Source organism: Acinetobacter sp. MD2 (assembly GCF_035615575.1).
Classification (GTDB): Bacteria; Pseudomonadota; Gammaproteobacteria; order Pseudomonadales; family Moraxellaceae; genus Acinetobacter.
This window is the reverse complement of record NZ_VTDK01000001.1, coordinates 462629-479663: the sequence shown is the minus strand read 5'-3', so window position 1 is coordinate 479663 and position 17035 is coordinate 462629. Positions and strand designations below refer to the sequence as shown.

Annotated in this window: 16 protein-coding genes and 1 pseudogene; 11 read left to right on the top strand and 6 right to left on the bottom strand. The window is 37.5% G+C overall.

Annotated elements, in window-relative coordinates; genetic code table 11:
* Window positions 1-539 precede the first annotated feature (539 nt).
* Window positions 540-1913: an AarF/ABC1/UbiB kinase family protein gene (locus tag FXN70_RS02275; RefSeq protein ID WP_324645807.1), complete on the bottom strand. Its 1374-nt coding sequence runs from the start codon at window positions 1911-1913 to the stop codon at window positions 540-542.
* 214 nt (window positions 1914-2127) lie between these two features.
* Between FXN70_RS02275 and FXN70_RS02270 the strand changes: the two genes are divergently transcribed.
* Window positions 2128-2430, top strand: coding sequence for a hypothetical protein (locus FXN70_RS02270; protein WP_324645805.1), 303 nt, complete (start codon window positions 2128-2130; stop codon window positions 2428-2430).
* Here the strand turns inward: FXN70_RS02270 and FXN70_RS02265 are convergent, their stop codons facing one another.
* Window positions 2431-2889 (bottom strand): MarR family winged helix-turn-helix transcriptional regulator, encoded by a 459-nt coding sequence (locus tag FXN70_RS02265; protein ID WP_324645803.1) that lies wholly within the window; start codon window positions 2887-2889, stop codon window positions 2431-2433.
* A 195-nt stretch (window positions 2890-3084) separates the two neighbouring features.
* Complete coding sequence (gene ychF, locus FXN70_RS02260) at window positions 3085-4176, bottom strand: redox-regulated ATPase YchF (RefSeq protein ID WP_324645801.1); 1092 nt, start codon at window positions 4174-4176, stop codon at window positions 3085-3087.
* 286 nt (window positions 4177-4462) lie between these two features.
* Here ychF and FXN70_RS02255 point away from each other — a divergent pair, with 286 nt between their 5' ends.
* Entirely contained in the window at window positions 4463-5221 is a 759-nt protein-coding gene (locus FXN70_RS02255; protein WP_324646056.1) for a glutathione S-transferase, read from the top strand.
* Between the two features lie 414 nt (window positions 5222-5635).
* Window positions 5636-6106: an Lrp/AsnC family transcriptional regulator gene (locus tag FXN70_RS02250; RefSeq protein WP_324645800.1), complete on the top strand. Its 471-nt coding sequence runs from the start codon at window positions 5636-5638 to the stop codon at window positions 6104-6106.
* A gap of 134 nt (window positions 6107-6240) precedes the next feature.
* On the opposite strand, the gene FXN70_RS02245 is transcribed toward FXN70_RS02250, so the two are convergent.
* Window positions 6241-7455, bottom strand: coding sequence for a sigma-54 dependent transcriptional regulator (locus FXN70_RS02245; RefSeq protein WP_324645798.1), 1215 nt, complete (start codon window positions 7453-7455; stop codon window positions 6241-6243).
* A gap of 199 nt (window positions 7456-7654) precedes the next feature.
* On the opposite strand from FXN70_RS02245, the gene FXN70_RS02240 reads away from it, so the two are divergent.
* The 4 genes and pseudogenes from FXN70_RS02240 (at window position 7655) to FXN70_RS02225 (ending at window position 10925) form a co-directional block, all read left to right on the top strand.
* Window positions 7655-8362 carry an MBL fold metallo-hydrolase gene (locus FXN70_RS02240; protein WP_324645796.1) on the top strand — a complete coding sequence of 236 codons (708 nt, stop codon included), beginning with the start codon at window positions 7655-7657 and terminating at the stop codon, window positions 8360-8362.
* 41 nt (window positions 8363-8403) lie between these two features.
* A pseudogene (locus FXN70_RS02235) lies at window positions 8404-9645 on the top strand (pyridine nucleotide-disulfide oxidoreductase); the annotation flags it as partial.
* Complete coding sequence (locus FXN70_RS02230) at window positions 9639-10430, top strand: sulfite exporter TauE/SafE family protein (protein ID WP_324645795.1); 792 nt, start codon at window positions 9639-9641, stop codon at window positions 10428-10430. The pseudogene FXN70_RS02235 and the gene FXN70_RS02230, both read left to right, overlap by 7 nt.
* Window positions 10431-10577: 147 nt before the next feature.
* Window positions 10578-10925, top strand: coding sequence for a hypothetical protein (locus FXN70_RS02225; protein ID WP_324645793.1), 348 nt, complete (start codon window positions 10578-10580; stop codon window positions 10923-10925).
* A gap of 50 nt (window positions 10926-10975) precedes the next feature.
* Here the strand turns inward: FXN70_RS02225 and FXN70_RS02220 are convergent, their stop codons facing one another.
* Together FXN70_RS02220 and FXN70_RS02215 are read right to left on the bottom strand one after the other, a co-directional pair.
* The gene (locus FXN70_RS02220) at window positions 10976-11602 is read right to left on the bottom strand and encodes an HAD family hydrolase (protein WP_324645791.1); all 627 of its coding nucleotides are present in this window, start codon (window positions 11600-11602) and stop codon (window positions 10976-10978) included.
* Window positions 11599-12807 (bottom strand): DUF1615 family protein, encoded by a 1209-nt coding sequence (locus FXN70_RS02215; protein ID WP_324645790.1) that lies wholly within the window; start codon window positions 12805-12807, stop codon window positions 11599-11601. Before FXN70_RS02215 ends, FXN70_RS02220 begins: the two co-directional genes overlap by 4 nt.
* A gap of 463 nt (window positions 12808-13270) precedes the next feature.
* Between FXN70_RS02215 and FXN70_RS02210 the strand changes: the two genes are divergently transcribed.
* The 4 genes from FXN70_RS02210 (at window position 13271) to FXN70_RS02195 (ending at window position 16983) form a co-directional block, all read left to right on the top strand.
* On the top strand, window positions 13271-13789 hold the full coding sequence (locus FXN70_RS02210; protein ID WP_324645788.1) for a DUF1543 domain-containing protein: 519 nt from the start codon (window positions 13271-13273) through the stop codon (window positions 13787-13789).
* 172 nt (window positions 13790-13961) lie between these two features.
* Entirely contained in the window at window positions 13962-15170 is a 1209-nt protein-coding gene (locus FXN70_RS02205; RefSeq protein ID WP_324645785.1) for a hypothetical protein, read from the top strand.
* A 102-nt stretch (window positions 15171-15272) separates the two neighbouring features.
* Window positions 15273-16433, top strand: coding sequence for an MFS transporter (locus FXN70_RS02200; protein WP_324645783.1), 1161 nt, complete (start codon window positions 15273-15275; stop codon window positions 16431-16433).
* A 100-nt stretch (window positions 16434-16533) separates the two neighbouring features.
* On the top strand, window positions 16534-16983 hold the full coding sequence (locus tag FXN70_RS02195) for a hypothetical protein (RefSeq protein WP_324645782.1): 450 nt from the start codon (window positions 16534-16536) through the stop codon (window positions 16981-16983).
* Window positions 16984-17035: the final 52 nt, after the last annotated feature.

Genomic DNA, 17035 nt, shown 5'->3' with positions numbered 1-17035 from the left:
TCCTAATTTTAATTTGGGCAATAAATCAGTTTTTGTAAAAATAGAGGTTAGACTGCTAATCGACAAAAAATTTCCAAAAGTATCTAAATATATTTCTCACAAAATTTGGAAATAGGTAACCAGTAATGAAGCAAGATATTACAGTGATTATCACTATTTTAACCGAACTAAATGAAGTGCTAAAATAAAATGATGTGAATATTGCGAATCCCAACCCTAAAAAAATTCCACCTAGTGAGTAGTACAATCCCATCATTAAACGATCTTGATGATCCATTTATTCTCCTCAGAATTTTTTTATATGAATGTAACACTACAATATCTTGATTGATTTAGAATATACCAAATAGATATTAACCAATGTTTATTTAAACACGTCCATATTTTTATCAAAACTGGTGCAGTTGGTGATAAATTTTAGCCTACGCAGCCAAGCGGATTTTAGATTGTTTTATATAACAATGAGGAAAATAAGAAAACCGAGCGCATAATCTCACTCGGTTGGAAATGAAAGAAAGGCAGTTTGTTGAGACAAGTGCTTATATAAAACGTTGGACAATTTTTCTGACATTCGTTTGTGCATCAAGCACGGTCATAAAGGTATAAGCACCAATAAATTTACGGCTAATGAACATAAACTCTTTGGGTGGAACACTAAAATAACGTGACGCCATAGATTTGCTAGCACGTTGCATGACGCGACTGTGTAACTGACTTGGTTTCCAGTGGTAGCGATTCATATTGTCCATGACGCCCGCAGGAAAATCAGCATTATTTTCTAAACAGCTAAACGGTTCTGTGGCAAGTAAAAATACTTTTGCCATATCCGGTTTAATACTGGGTGGAATGAGGTCGAAAAAGTCATAACCTGTCATGGCATTGACCATCATCTCTAAATTATGTTTATACCCAGCAGCAATCAACCCATGTGCAATTTTTAATAATTTATCATCAAATTGTCGGATTGCACCAAAATCGAGGAGTACAATTTGATCAAGCTGTGCTTCGCCGTTGCCGATGCGAACTAAATAATTGCCAAAATTAGGATCGGTTTGCATTTCGCCCCATTCAAATAGTTCACGAATGGCGATATCAAGAGCAGCTTCGGCAATTTGGTTGCGTCTTTGTTGTGGTAGAGATAATACCGCAGGACTATTGACAGCTAAACCTTGCTCAAAGGTCATACATAAAATTTGTGGGGTGCAATAGTCATCAATAATTTGTGGCACGACATAGCGTGGATCATCTTTTAAGTAGTTGGCAAAACGGCGTGTGGTTGCCGCTTCTATTTTGTAATCGACTTCACGATGCATCATTTCGCGGACTTCTTCGAACCACTGATCAAACTCACGCGTTTGTGGTACTAAATGCGTAAGTTTAAGCATGCTTTTAAATAGATTCATATCGGAATCGATGGCAGAAGCAACGCCTGGGTATTGAATTTTTAAGACAATATCTAAACCATCCGATTTACGTTTTGCCCGGTGTACTTGTGCAAGTGAGGCAGTGCCAATTGGCTCTGGGTCAATTTCAAGTTGGTCGAGTTTGTGACCCAATTGTGCTTTTAAATGTGGAGCTATAGCACTCCATTCAAGTGCAACCGTTTGGTTGTTTAAATTATTTAGGGCCTGCGTGACTTCTTCAGGTAAAAAGTGCTCACCATAAAGTGCCATCATTTGTCCAATTTTAACAATTGAACCTTTGAGTTTGCCAATTTCACCGACAAGGTATTCGGCTTGGTCTTTTAAGGCTTTTTTACGTTTGCGCTCTTTTTCTTCTTCATTTGAGAACATTGTGGTTGCATTAGAAGTTGCCCAACGTGTTCCTGCAAGTAAAGAGGCTTTGACTAAAGATAGTCGGCGGTCAACAGAAGATGTCTTTAAGTTTTTTAATTTATCTTTGCGGTCAGACATTCAATCACCTTCGGTTGAGCGTAAAATCAACAATAGAGGTGTTATTATATCGAAAATCGATTCTGAGTGACATCAAAACGGCGTAATTACATGTGATTGGCTATGTTTAGTACGACATTGTACGTATCTTTACAAAAGTGCTGCGGTGTCTTAAGACATTTACTGATGATGTGTCTATATTTAGACATTGTCTTTAGAAAAAAAGGAAAGAGGGTTGAGTTATAAACATAATAACTTGATGGCGATGCGGTTGCGTTATTGGCAAGAAGCTTCTATTTCAGTGCAGAACAATAAACAATCACTTAAAGTCTTTTTGGAACAGCAACAGCTTTTTTCTCAGGTATCTGAAGATGAGTTAGAGTATTTTTTCTTTAGTTTACCAAGTCATGTGGTTATGAGAGCACATAGTTTAGGATTTGACCATCATCAGGTTATGGCGATGATGACAACACATATCGCAACGCATCGGCAGCAATTAAGCTGTAGAAAAGACATCAAAATTAAATATCGTCTTTAGTTAGCGTGTTAAATTTTGAAAGAGTCTTTTCAGCTGTTGGGCTAATTTTTCAATTTGTGATGCGGTTAGTCCTTCAAAAGTATTCGACAGCTTTACTTCAAGTAATTCATTCATTCTAATGACTTTATCTTGACCTTGTTGAGTCAATTTGACTCGAGTAATACGGGCATCTTCACTGCAAGGATGCGTTTCAACAAAACTTTGTTCTTTTAATCGTTGCACTAATTTAGTCGTCGTAGACATTCTATAGGCTAGAATTTCAGCCAGTTGTGAGATGCTCGCATTAGGGGCGTTATAAATGGCATGCATTAACCAATGTCGTGAGGCATCAAGCTGATATCTTTTTAAAATATCATCAATTTCTTGCGTATATTTAAAATGAATACGCGAAATCCAGTGTAACGGGCTAAGTTCAACGTTGGGTTGATTTGAGGATGGCAGATACTTGTAGTTTTTCATATTGCGCACCAAACCTTTGATTTATTTTTATTGTGACTTAATCTTTGTAAAATTCAAGTTTTTGTTAAATATACCGCGTTTATATTTTTTGATTTTAGTCTATAAAAGTTTGTGAAAAGATGTTCTTGTATTGGTTCTCGCTAAAAGTAAAAAAGCCGCTGATGAACAGCGACTTTTTAAATAATGTCAATTATCTTAGACATTAAAGCGGAAATGCATCACATCACCGTCTTGAACAACATAAGTTTTGCCTTCTAAACGCCATTTGCCTGCTTCTTTAGCACCTGCTTCGCCGTTAAATCCAACAAAGTCGTCATAAGCAATAACTTCAGCACGAATAAAGCCTTTTTCAAAGTCGGTATGAATGACACCTGCCGCTTGTGGTGCAGTCGCACCAATTTTTACAGTCCATGCGCGAACTTCTTGTACGCCAGCAGTGAAGTAGGTTTGTAGGCCAAGAAGTTTATAACCTGCGCGAATCACCACATTTAGACCTGGTTCTTCCATGCCCATTGCTTCTAAAAATTCTGCGCGTTCGTCATCTTCAAGCAATGAAATTTCAGCTTCAATTTGGTTGCAAAGCGGAACAACAATTGCATTTTCTTCGATTGCAAGTTGGCGTACAGCTTCAAGATGAGGGTTGTTTTCAAAACCATCTTCAGCAACGTTAGCAATATACATGGTTGGTTTTAAAGTTAATAAGCCATAACCACGTAAAAGTTTACGGTCATCATCAGATAAATCTGCGGCGCGGGCAGGTTTACCTTCATTCAATAACGGTAAAATTTTCTCTAAGATTGCTTTGGTTGCAATCGCTTCTTTATCGCCACCTTTTGCTGTTTTAGTAAGACGTAATAATGATTTGGTTACGGTATCTAAATCTGCTAAAGCAAGTTCTGTGTTAATGGTGGCAATGTCATCAAGTGGGTCAATTTTACCATTAACGTGAATGACGTTTTCATCTTCAAAACAACGTACAACGTGTGCAATTGCGTCGGTTTCACGAATGTTGGCTAGGAATTGGTTGCCTAGACCTTCACCTTTAGATGCACCAGCCACTAAACCTGCAATGTCTACAAATTCCATTGTGGTTGGTAAAATACGCTGTGGTTTTACAATTGCTGCCAGTTTGTCTAGACGTGCATCAGGTACAGGAACAATGCCTGTGTTTGGTTCAATGGTACAAAAAGGAAAGTTTTCCGCTGCAATTGCTGCTTTGGTTAATGCATTAAATAGGGTCGATTTGCCCACATTTGGTAAACCTACAATACCACAATTAAAACCCATGCAAGACTCACAAAAGTTGTTATCAAAATTGGGGCTTATTCTACTACAAAGTCATTTTAAAGTCAGGCGCTGTTGATTGTTTTGCATAAGCTTAATCTATTCATTTGCAATTGATTTGCCAAAGCTACGATATTTAAGCAAAACTGAATAAAATGCAATTGAGTTTTTATGTACGGCTGTCTAAAGTAGACCTTATAAATAGACCTTGTTGTCTGAATGTGATTGCATATATCTCAAGCAGCAAGGTGTAAAAATCATGATTTATGCCATTGGAGGCATTGCCATTATGCGTATTTTATACCAGTTTCCGTTGTCTCATTTTTGTGAGAAAGCAAGATGGCTACTGGATTATAAAGAACTTGATTATGTTGCTCAAAACTTAACTCCAGGTTGGCATCAGGCATTTGCTCGGCTTAAAACAGGGCAGCCCAACTTACCTATATTAAAAGATCAACAGCATTGGATTGCCAATTCCACACCAATTGCCGAATATTTAGATTTGCATTATCCCGAATATTTGCTGTTGGGGGCGAGTACATCCGTACGTAGCCAAATTTTAGCTATAGATACACAGTGCAATGCTTTAGGTGTTTTGATTCATCAGTGGTTATTAAGTGAAGCATGGCAACAAGATCAGGCAATGGATATTGCTTTGGGTGAAACAGGGTATTTACGCAAATTTTCACGTTATTCAAAACCATTGTTTAAAACTATTTTAAGTAAAGGATTTGATTTAAATATTGAACGTAAGCAACAACTAAAAGAGCAGATTCAAAATGCTGTATTGCAGCTAAATGATCACTACCCGACAGCTGCATCCTTTATGGTGGGACAACGCTTGAGTTTGGCCGATATTGCAGTGTGCAGTATGTTAGCGCCGCTCCTTAATATTGACGCAACGCCGTGGGAGTTAGAAGAAAGCACTACGCTTGACCCTGAAACACAATTGTTGCAACAGTTTATTTTAGACTTACCTTTGGGGCAGTACGTCATACAAACTTATGTCCATCATCGTCATGCTCGGGTGGATTGGCGTGGTGTTTGAAATTGCCATAAATTTCATTAAAAACTCAAATTTAAGAAAAAAAATTGATTAAAAAATATCTAAATTATTATTTTTTTCATAATTGTGTTGAAAAGTGAGAAAAAATTCTTTATTACTATGAAATCGCTTAGATAAAGAAAAATAATTCGAAATGAAGATCGCTATAGTATGAATCAGGGTGTGATGGGGATCGGACGACAGGTACAATGCTATTGGGAGATCAGCATTGACCATACCCAAAAGGTTAGGTTCGGCTTTTAAACGCAAACAGCCACAAGTTGTTTGAATAGACTCAAATGTTACCTACATTGAGTTGTATTAAAAGTAAACATTGGTTTTCCCTTGACTCTTAAAATATCACTGCTACACATCTTTAGTTCTTTTTGTTTTTCCTATGATAAACAGGGAAATAACATGCAATTAGACCGCTATGACAAACAAATTCTTGAAATTCTTACCCATGAAGATTTAAATCTAAATGAACTGTCTGAGCGGATTAACTTATCCGTAAGTTCAGTACACCGCCGTATTAAGCATTTAATTGAAGCTAATATTATGACCCATTTAAAGCGTGAGATTAATTACGCTAAATTAGGGTTTACGCTGCATATTTTATTACAAGTTTCACTGAATAAACACGACAGCGAAACATTTGATCGTTTTCTTGAGCAAATTGAATCCATTCCAGAAGTGATTAATGCCTATTTAGTTACAGGGCAAAGTGCCGACTTTATTGTTGAATTGGTCGCTAAAAATATGGAAGACTATAGTGAAATTTTGCTGCGTCGCATTGCCAAAATTGAAAATGTCGTGGCGTTACATTCGAGTTTTGTAATCAAAAAATATGACGTTTTTAACTGTTATAATATGCTCAGTCGGGTTTGATCGTTTTATGGATAAGGAATGTGGCGGCGTGTTTGGCACGAGCCACATTTAATTCTTAAGCTTATTGCCTATTTACCTGCTTTAATTTTTTCATAAAAATCAATAATAGATGTATATAAGGCACTTATTTATTTCTAGATTCCCCATTTTTTACGATAACGCCATAAAGTAGTACGGCTGATTTGTAGCACGTTCGCAACTTGATTTAAGTCGTGAGGGAACTGTTTCAGTAAAGTTTCTAATTCAGTTTTACTCATGTTTGGTGACAATACGGGGGTATGCGATTGAAAATCCAAAGCAGGTTGTAAGTTGGAAATTTCGTAAGGTAGATCCGCAACATCAATGGCTGTTTTACCTTGTGCCATGGTGAGCGCATATAGCAAAGTATTTTTAAGTTCACGAATATTGCCCGGCCAATCATAATCAACCAAGGTTTTGAGCGCTGTTAGGCTAAGTTGTGGCGCAGTTTTTTGTTGATATAAACAGTTTTCGGTTAAAATGGTTTGAATAAGATGTGGCAGGTCACTTTTTCTGTCACGAAGTGGTGGTACAAAAATTGGGATGACGCGTAAACGATACAGCAGGTCTTGGCGGAATCTGCCAAGTCGTGCTTCTTCGCGCAATGCCCGATGCGTTGCAGCAATAATCCGAACCTGACTAACTAAGGTCTTTTCACCGCCCAATTGGCTGTATTCGCCTGTTTCTAAAACCCGCAGTAATTTAGCTTGTAGTTCTAAAGGAATCTCGGCAATTTCATCTAAAAATAAAGTGCCGCCATTGGCACGTTCAAATACGCCTTTATGTTCGCGAATTGCGCCTGTAAAAGCCCCTTTGACATGACCAAATAATTCACTTTCAAGTAAATGAATATTTAAACTTGCACAGTTGATGGCAATAAATGGATGTTGCTTGCGGTCACTGTGCTCATGAATTGCTCGGGCAACCCATTCTTTACCGCTGCCAGATTCACCACGTACAAGCACAGGAAATTGTGTCTTGGCAACACGTTGAATAATAGAGAACATGCTGAGCATGGCAGGCGAAAAGCCATTGAAATGTTGTGCTAATGCCTGAATCTCAGCAGAAAGCGATTGTGTTGTGGTATTTTTTTGCACCGTTTGTAATGGCAATAACAACAGCCTGCCGGGTTGCTGATTGATATTTAAAATATAGCCAAAATGTTCTGATACGACGGTTTCAAAATTGAATGTTACAGCGCATGAATCTGATGACCACAGGCATTTATGCTGCTCATTCAACACAAGAATTTGGGTATCAGTAAAAAGTTGCTGTAATTGCTGAAAAAAAACTTGTGCGTGTTCAAGGTGGTCAAAAGAAAGATGCGTCATTCGGAGCTCTGTTTCACTGTGTTTCATGGGTGTTTCAATATTAATCATAATTTGATTATTGTGAAACATCAATGAAACGGCTCAATCATATGTGTTTTTTCTTAATTTTATATTTATATGATTTTTAAGTAAATTTTAAAAATAAAATGATTGGCATGGCTTTTGCTCAAAACTAAACGTTACCGTTGGAACAATTAAAATGATTTTTGAACAATATTTTGAGTCACAGAGCAGTAGTTATACCTATTTATTGGCATGTGAACATAGCCAACAGGCACTTTTAATTGACCCTGTGCAGTCAGAAGTTGAACATTACGTCGCGCGTTTATCGGCATTGGGGTTGAGTCTAGTCTATAGTTTAGAAACTCATGTGCATGCAGACCATATTACAGGTGCGAGTTTGCTGCGCGATCAATTGGGGGCTAAAACGGTGTTACATCGGGCATCGAATGTTGCATGCGGCGATTTACTATTAAGTGATGGTTGTATCATTCGTATGGGCAGCCTTGAAATTGAAACCCGTTATACCCCTGGGCACACCAATGCTTGTATGAGCTATGTATGTGGCAATGCTGTTTTTACAGGAGATACCTTGCTGATTAATGGTTGTGGACGTACCGATTTCCAAGGTGGGGATGCAGGGCGCTTATATGACAGTATTCAGCAGCAACTTTTTAGCTTACCAGATGAGACGGTGGTATATCCTGCACATGATTATCATGGCAAACGCGCATCAACCATTGGTCATGAACGTGAACATAATGCACGTTTAGGACAGCAGCAAAGTCGTGATGCCTTTATTGCGTTAATGGGGAATTTAAAACTGGCTTATCCTGCCAAAATTGCTGAGGCTTTACCTGCGAATCAGGCGTGTGGTGCAACAGCGAAGCAAAACATGCAAGGCTAAGACAGATGAATTCAAGTGTAGAAAAAAATGAAATGATGTCGTATCAGGTGGCGATTGTTGGGGCAGGTTCGGCAGGCATTGCCGTCGCTGCAAGTTTATTGGCACGTTCGCCCTATTTAAACCTTGTGCTGATTGACCCTGCAACAACGCATTATTATCAACCAGGTTGGACGATGGTAGGCGGGGGTATTTTTGATGCAGCTTCAACCGCACGTCCAATGCAAGAGCTGATTCCGGTTGGTGCAAAATGGATTCAGCAAGCAGTTAGACACATACATCCCGAGCAGCAGCACCTTGTGTTGCAAGATGGGACGATGGTTGCCTATCAAGTGTTAATTGTGTGTTCAGGTTTAACCCTAGATTGGGATGCGATTGAAGGCTTGCCTGAAACTTTGGGAAAACATGGCGTAACATCAAATTATCGTTATGATTTAGCGCCGTACACATGGCAATTGTTGCAAAATTTAAAGCATGGTAAAGCCATTTTTACGCAACCGCCTATGCCCATAAAATGTGCAGGTGCGCCGCAAAAAGCCTTATATTTGGCCGCTGATTATTGGCTAAAAGCAGGAGTTTTAACCAATATTTCGCTCGCATTTCATAATGCAGGTGCAGTGTTGTTTGGGGTTAAAGACTATGTGCCTGAGTTGATGTGTTATATGCAAAAATACCAAGTGCAATTGTCTTTTGAGTCACAATTGATTCGGGTGGATGGTGCAACGAAACGGGCATGGTTTCGTTGTCAAAATGGCAATCAAAGTATTGAAATAGAAACTCATTTTGATTTATTGCATGTCGTGCCACCACAACACGCCCCAAATTTTATTCGCGATAGCCCGCTAGCAGATGAAAATGGTTGGCTTGATGTTGAACCTACAACGTTGCAACATCGCCGTTATGCCAATATTTTTGGTGTGGGGGATGTTTTAAATACAACCAATGCTAAAACCATGGCAGCAGCCAGAAAGCAAGCTCCAATTGTGGCAATGAATGTATTGTTATTTTTACATGGGCGTCAGGATTTTTATCAATACGATGGTTATGGTTCTTGTCCACTCACCGTAGAGCGTGGCAAAGTGGTCTTGGCAGAGTTTGGCTATGGTGGAAAATTATTGCCGACCTTTCCTGCATGGATGCTAGATGGACGTAAAGCAAGTGGATTGGCATGGATGTTAAAAGCCCAATGTTTGCCTGCAATTTATTGGCAGGGCATGCTCAAAGGTCGAGAATGGCTAGTTAAACCTAAACAAAAAGTCGTTATGGCGACAAAAACAGCATGTTAGTTTTACTGATTTCAGGCTTGATGATTGGTTGCTTGCTCGGCTTAACTGGTGCAGGTGGTGGAATTCTTGCAGTCCCTATGCTTATGGCAAGCCAAGGTTGGACGGTGGCACAAGCAGCGCCTGTGGGCTTGCTTGCGGTGACTTTATCGACCTTCATTGGTAGCCTACAAGGCTTATACCAAGGTATTGTGCGTTATCGTGCTGCAATTTGGATTGCCATCATGAGCATCCCAAGTTCACATTTTGCGATTGGTTTGAGTCACCAAGTTCCAACAGTATGGCTAATGTTATGTTTTGCTATCACCATGCTAGTGGTGGCATATCGAATGTTTAGCGCTCAGCATGAAGAATTTCATAATCCACCGTGTCGGATTCACCCGCAGACAGGCAAGTTGATTTGGGATATGTATAGTGTGCTTGTACTTTCAGCGATTGGTGTATTGGCGGGATTTTTAACAGGTTTGTTGGGGGTTGGGGGCGGTTTTGTGATTATTCCTGCTTTAAAAAAAGCCACCAATTTAAGCATGCAACAGATTGTTGCAACCTCTTTAATGATCATTTGCTTAGTTGGTGGAATGAGCATTGTTCTACATGCCTTAGATGGTTTTCATTATCCTATGCCGGTGAGTGCTTATTTTAGTGCGAGTTGTTTGATTGGATTGTTGGTCGGACGTTGTGCAATTGCATACTTAGCAACATCATTCATTCAACGAATTTTTGCGACAGTGGTGATTATAATTGCAGTGTTGATGTTGGTGAAATCGCTTTGGATGTTGTATGCTTGAAAAGTGAGCATAGTTTGGAGGTGTAATTAAATAATCGTATTGTGATAATTTGTGTAACAAGTATTTTGTTTTAAGAAAATTTTAATCTTATATTCTTATGTTTGAGTTTCAAGGAAAGTAAGAAATGTTGTGATTAAGGAGTTTGAAATGAATATGGAATATACACATCAACCTGAATATTTTTTCTTCGCGCATCGTTTGGTTTCATTTTTAGAGGAGTATTTGCGTCAGCATCCTGAAACGGATGCCGAGTTTAATTTACAAACGATTCAACATCGGGTCTTTGGGCATGATCGCGCATCAAGTTCAATTAATCTTGAAAGTATTTTAAATATTGCCGATGAATATCAAATTCATACAGAGCGAGGCATGCGACCATTGATTCGTCAATATGAGATTCATGTTGAAAATCATGTGCTCACCCTTCATTTCCATCCTGAAAGCATTCAAAGTTTAGTGGCGGGTGCTTCAAGCATTTGTCCAAAAGTGGCTTAATTTATCTTCATTGTGCCAAATATGGGATCTAAATTAATAGATCCCTTTTGTTATAGGTTTTGATGATTGGCTAATAAGGGCAGTTTTTTATCTAAACCAACCATAAAGGGGTGGCCTGCAAGGCTGAGCATCGCAATATCTTCATGGCTATTGCCGTAAGCATAAATGTGGTCAAACTGTTCGAGTTGAAACTGTTGTTGAATACGACATTTTTTTTCTTCGCCACTACAGTCAGGGCTTTGATATAGACCTGTTAATTGGTGTTGATGTTGTTGTGTTTCTGTACAAATTAATTCAACCTTCAAAAGTTGGCTGATTGGACGTAAATATAAATCGAGTGAGGCTGAAACAATCACCACCGTATGCCCTAAGGCTTGATGGTGTTTGAGTTGTGCTAACATCACAGGATTGAGTTTTTTAAATAGTTGTTGACTAAACTGATGTGCTAAATGCTCAATCGGCGCATATTTTTGTCGTTTAAACATCTGCTGATACAGTTTTTGTCGCATTAAAGGCGCGGGATACAGCTTGGCATAATAGGCGTGAATCCACGGTAGAATCGCCATGCCTCGACGAACAATATGTCGTTTAGAAAGCGTAAAGAAAATAAATTGAGTAAAGCTATCATCTAGATAAAGCGTGCCATCAAAGTCGAACAATGCGAGTGATTGACTCATGAGCGAATTTTTCGCCCACGATGCATACAGCTTTCAAACCGTCCATTGACACGGCTTGCATACCAATTGGTATTATAATCACGACTAAGTTTTGGCCCTGAAATAATCACTTGTGGCATCATTGCATATGGTAAATCTTTGCTAGTTTGTTGCTTATAAATTTTGAGTAGTACCAAATAAGTTTGGGTTTTTTCAAAATCGACGGTTTTTTCCTGTTTTAAGTCGCTACGTAATTGGCGTGGGGTAATTACAACATGGTTTTGGGTGAAAAGTTTAATAAAAGCCAGTTCTGAGCTACTTTGGGTGGCTTGAATATCTTCATTTTTATCGTAAATTAATAAATCGCCGTCTAAAGCAAGGTCTGTATCGGTTAAACGACGCAATCCATTTTGGATAGATGCATTACGGCTTGAATACATGCCCGAGTTGTAGTCGGCAAACCGATAAATAGGTTTGTCATAATCGGCTTGGTACATCATTAAACGATGTATGCCGTAATACATACCGCCATATTGGGTATAAAGATAGTCGCGTAGTTCATGCACGTTCATGCGGTCTTTTTGGTGGTCTTGGGCATAATGCACCAAGACTTGCATAGAACCTAGCGTGGTAATTGGATTCATACGCTCGCCAATATCGTTACCAACCAGTTTTGCTGCGCCTGTAAGTGCACTGACATGATAATGCTTAGACATATAATCAAAAATTTGGCGATATAAAATATCTAAGTCTTTTTCTGTTTTCACTTTTGCCATTTGTTTTAAATAGCTATTTTCTGGTGTTGGTTGAGTTTTCAAAACTTGATCAAAATAATTGGCAATTGGCGTGCCTAAGGTTGTACCAAGCTTGTCGGTAAATTTTTCTTGTAAACGAGAGTTAACCGCTGCAACTGCTTTTTGACCCAGTCCCGGCACTTGTGGATTAGCAACAAAATTTGATTCTTGGTCGACAATTGCCACAATGCTACAAACATTTTCTTTGTTTTTCTCAATTTTAAGCTCATCCATAATTTGATTCATATCTTTCGCCCACGATTCTCGGTCGTGGACATGTGCAGGAATTAGACGTTTGATCTGCTTTTCAGAAAGATGTTTTTCATCATCGTCATGAGAAAACAATGATTTATCACCGCATGCTACTAAGCCGACAGAAAGTGCCAAAATAGAAAAGGTGCGGAAAATATGATGGAAAGAAAGTTTATGCATATTGAAATACAAACGGCTCAAAATAAAAGTAAAACTTAGAAAAACAATTGAAATTGTAGTGGTTTTTTATAGCGCTGTATATTGTTGTATGAATCATATGCAATTTTTTATGTAATTTATTATTTTAGCGAGGTTTTTTATAATAAAAATTGCAGCTTTGATGCGTTTTTCTTGTATGAAGAAGATGTAAAATTTATGTGTTATTGAGTTCTATTGGCTGAATCGAGGTATAAAATTGAGAGCATGTAAATCTGTAAGGTGAGCGTAGTATTATTATGAATATGCTTTGATACTAGCTATCAATACTTCGTGCATGATTCATTGCAACTGCAATAGGTTTAATAAGCAGGATGTATAATTTTGCTCGTTGCCGATTTAACTTATAAGATCAAACTGAATTTATGGTATGTGTTTGAATTTTAAAATGTATAATTTATGCATAGCATGAAATTTTGAGAAAATAATGTCTAAATTGAACTTATATCTTGTATTACTTGGTGGTAAGCATGAACAGGCGAATATTGAAGTGCATGATCTGATTCCTGTGATTAGTACAGATATTGCTTCAGCATTTCCATGTTTGAAGCAACAATGGTTTGGTTCAAAGCAGCATGTGCATGTTGATGCTTGGATGAGAATTGAGGGTGTAAGTTATGATGGTATTGATTATCGAATTTCATTTGAGTCAACAGATTCATCAGCACATAAATTAAAATTATTTTTAATTAACTTAGGCGCTTATCTGCCGCATGAATTTGGTGAAATTCATAAATATGTGGTTGTTGCGGGTAAAAATGAGCAAGATGCTAAGGCTCAAGGGAAACTAGCAATTGAACAGCATTGGTTTAAACCACATACAGATGCGATTGTGGATATAGATGATTGTATTGCACTTAATACATTGGTTCATCATTCACTATATTTAGTTGAAGGTGAGTATTCATCTTGTTATTTCGAAAATGATTACCAACTTATTTTGTAATGGTTCTAATGCAAGAAGTGTGTTTTAAGTTCTAATTTTATATAACGTTATGAGGCGATTTTTTATAAAAAGAAAAATTATTTCCATTGCCATGATCGATGTATGTTATTATTTTGAAAAATATTTTTATCTTTTACACTTAACATTTTTTGAAACTTTATTTGAGCTATTTTTGGCAAATACACAGTTTGACATAAAACAATGTGTAGGGTTGAAAGGTGAGTCTCATTCGAAATCATCATATAAATTTATTTTTATTTTTCATCTGTCATTTTTTGGGGGGAATATGAACAAAGGAGTTTTTTTCTTTGGACTTTATTGTTTAAGTTTGACAGCACATGCTGGGCTTGTTGAAGATATTTTTAATAAGAAAGTAAGTGCAGTTTCTAAAAATCCTAAAATGATTTATAAATATGATGTCTATCAATGTGGTGTGAGCCAAAATGGTATAATCGCTTTTAGTGATTGGCGAAAATGTTTAGAGCGAAATAATCCAGATAAAATAAGTAAATTAAATAATATTGACCGTACCAATGATTTATATCAAGTTCTAGTTGAAAATTACAAACTCAAAAAAGATTTAAAATGTCGAATTTATGCGATCAAAGATAATTATAGTGATCAAGATTATCGTAAATTTGAGCAAAATCATGGATTTTATGAACGTTATGATATGCCTGAGTATCAGCAACTTGGTGGCAAAAATACGCTATTAAGATCTAATCCATCAGCATTAGACCAAGATTTATATAATGATGTTCGTGCGGTGGCATTTTTAAGCCGCCCTGATATGGATGAGCCACAGCGTAATGCAATTATGCAGCGTTTTAAGAAAAGACATCAATTTATTCAAAAAAGTTGTGGTACAGAATTTATTGGTGCTTTTAATCGTTATTTAAATGATTATGCAGATTTTTCGAAAGAACAATACATAAAAGAAGCAGTACAAAAAGTGCGTAATAATGGCGTGAGTGGTTCAATAAAAACCCAAAATTTGGTGATCAATGCTCGGAATAAAACTGTAAATAAGAATGATTCTATTGAAACTTTAATCCATTCAAAAACGTTACAAGAGCAAATTCGACAAGAATCAGTGGGTTTGTGTAAGGCAACAACCGATTATCAAATTTATATAACGTCTAATAAAATTGTATCTTCGTATAAAAGTATTGAGCGTGCCAATAGCGCACTGAAAAATGATCAAGATCGTAAACGCATTACGGGTTTAACCAATGTTGATGTGCATGATATGGCAAATGCGATGATTCAGCGTTCTAAGCAGGATATTCGTGAAAATTTTACTAAATATAAAGATTTTGGTGGCCTAGCAACTTCGGCAGCCGCAGTGAAAGAAATACATAATCCATGTAAAACGATTTAATAGAGCATTGTAGGCTTAAAGACATTTTCTAAATGTGATTAAGCCTATATATTCCCATTGATATATTTAAGTTTTAATCGCTCCAAGCGATAAATCGATCTCATGCCTAACTTTTCAATCCACACTAAACTCTCAGGATTTTATCTTTTTTATTACGCCATTATTGGTGTGTTTATGCCATTTTGGAATTTGTATTTACAAAATCAAGGCATGAGTTTTGAACAAATTGGTATTTTGTCTTCTATTGCGATTATGACACGCTTTTTTGCACCTTTAGTGTGGGGATGGGTTGCGGATAAAACAGGCAAAAGGATGCTGTTGATTCGCGTTGCGACCTGTGTAGAAAGTATGGTTTGGTTGGCTGTCTTTGTGATTCCAAATCAATTTCAATATATTGCGATGCTGATGTTGGTCTTTAGCTTTTTTCAAAATGCAATTTTGGCACAGTTTGAAAGTGTCACTTTGTTTTGGTTGGGAAATGAAAAAACACAGCGCTATGGCCAAATTCGCAAATGGGGATCGGTGGGTTTTATTGTTGCTGTTTTTGGAACGGGGCACGCTCTTGACCTTATCTCGATTCAGTTCCTACCTGTTATTTTGCTTGGAGTTTCACTTTTCACTTTTTTGTGGGCATTTATTGTTCAAGAGCCACATGCAGCACCTAAAGCACAACAACGGTTGACGCCTATACTGTCTATTCTTCGGCAGAAACATGTTGCGATTTTTTTTATTATTGAATTTATTTTGCTCAGCTCATTTGCCCCGTTTTATAGTTTTTATAGTAACTATATGCATCAGCAACGGTATACCACGACTTTTATTGGTATATTTTGGGCAGTTGGTGTAATTGCAGAAATTATAATGTTCGCACATGCAGCTAAGCTATTACATCGTTTTAGTTGGCGGCAATTGATTGGTTGTTGTTTGTTACTGACATCGTTACGTTGGTTAATGGTAGGGATATTTCCTCAATTAATTTATGTGCAAGTATTCGCACAAATGATTCATGCATTCAGCTTTGGGCTTTTTCATGTGATTGCGATGCGCTTGATTTCAGCATCATTTGATCCTTCGCAGCAAGGGCGAGGGCAGGCTGTATATAGTACTGTTTGGGGGATTGGCGTTGCTTTAGGAAGTTTAATCGCAGGTCATTATTGGCAAATTTATTCAGGCCCGTCAATATTTATTGGTGCAAGTTTATTGGTTTTATGTGCCATGCCGCTTGTTTATGGGTTACCTCGGCATCCAGTAAGCCAATTATAATCATCTAAAAGTAGAAAAATGTGTGTAAAGCGTTATCGTAACAGCACTTTTAAAATAACTATGTTAAGTTAATTGCTATTAGATCAAGGCCAAAAGACGTATGAAAAAATTAATGATAGCCGGTTTTTTGTCGATGTGCAGTACTATGGTTTTGGCGGCCTCTGCCGAACGAGCAACAAAAGATACGGATAGCATCAATATTGTGGTTCGTCCTGCAATTGCAGGTTTATGGGGCATGCAAATTCCGAATAAAAGTTGTGTAGAGTACTATAATTTTAAATCTGGTAACCAAGTTATTGTTAAAAGTGCGGGGGAATGGTCAACAGGAGTTTATGACTATCAACCCTCAAATGAAAATAAAAACTTAGGTGCATTGGCTATGCAAATTAAATACGATAATAATCAAACCGATTGTTCTGGTAATAAAGAGGATCAATCGGGCGAAGCAACACAATACTTTGTGAAGTGGCAAAATACCGACACGATTCAGTTTTGTACTGCCGATAAAGTGAGCCAATGTTTTGTGACATTAAGACGTGTACTACCTTAGTCGAGGTCGTCACGATATGAGCTAAATTTCAGAAGTAGCTTTTTAAGCTACT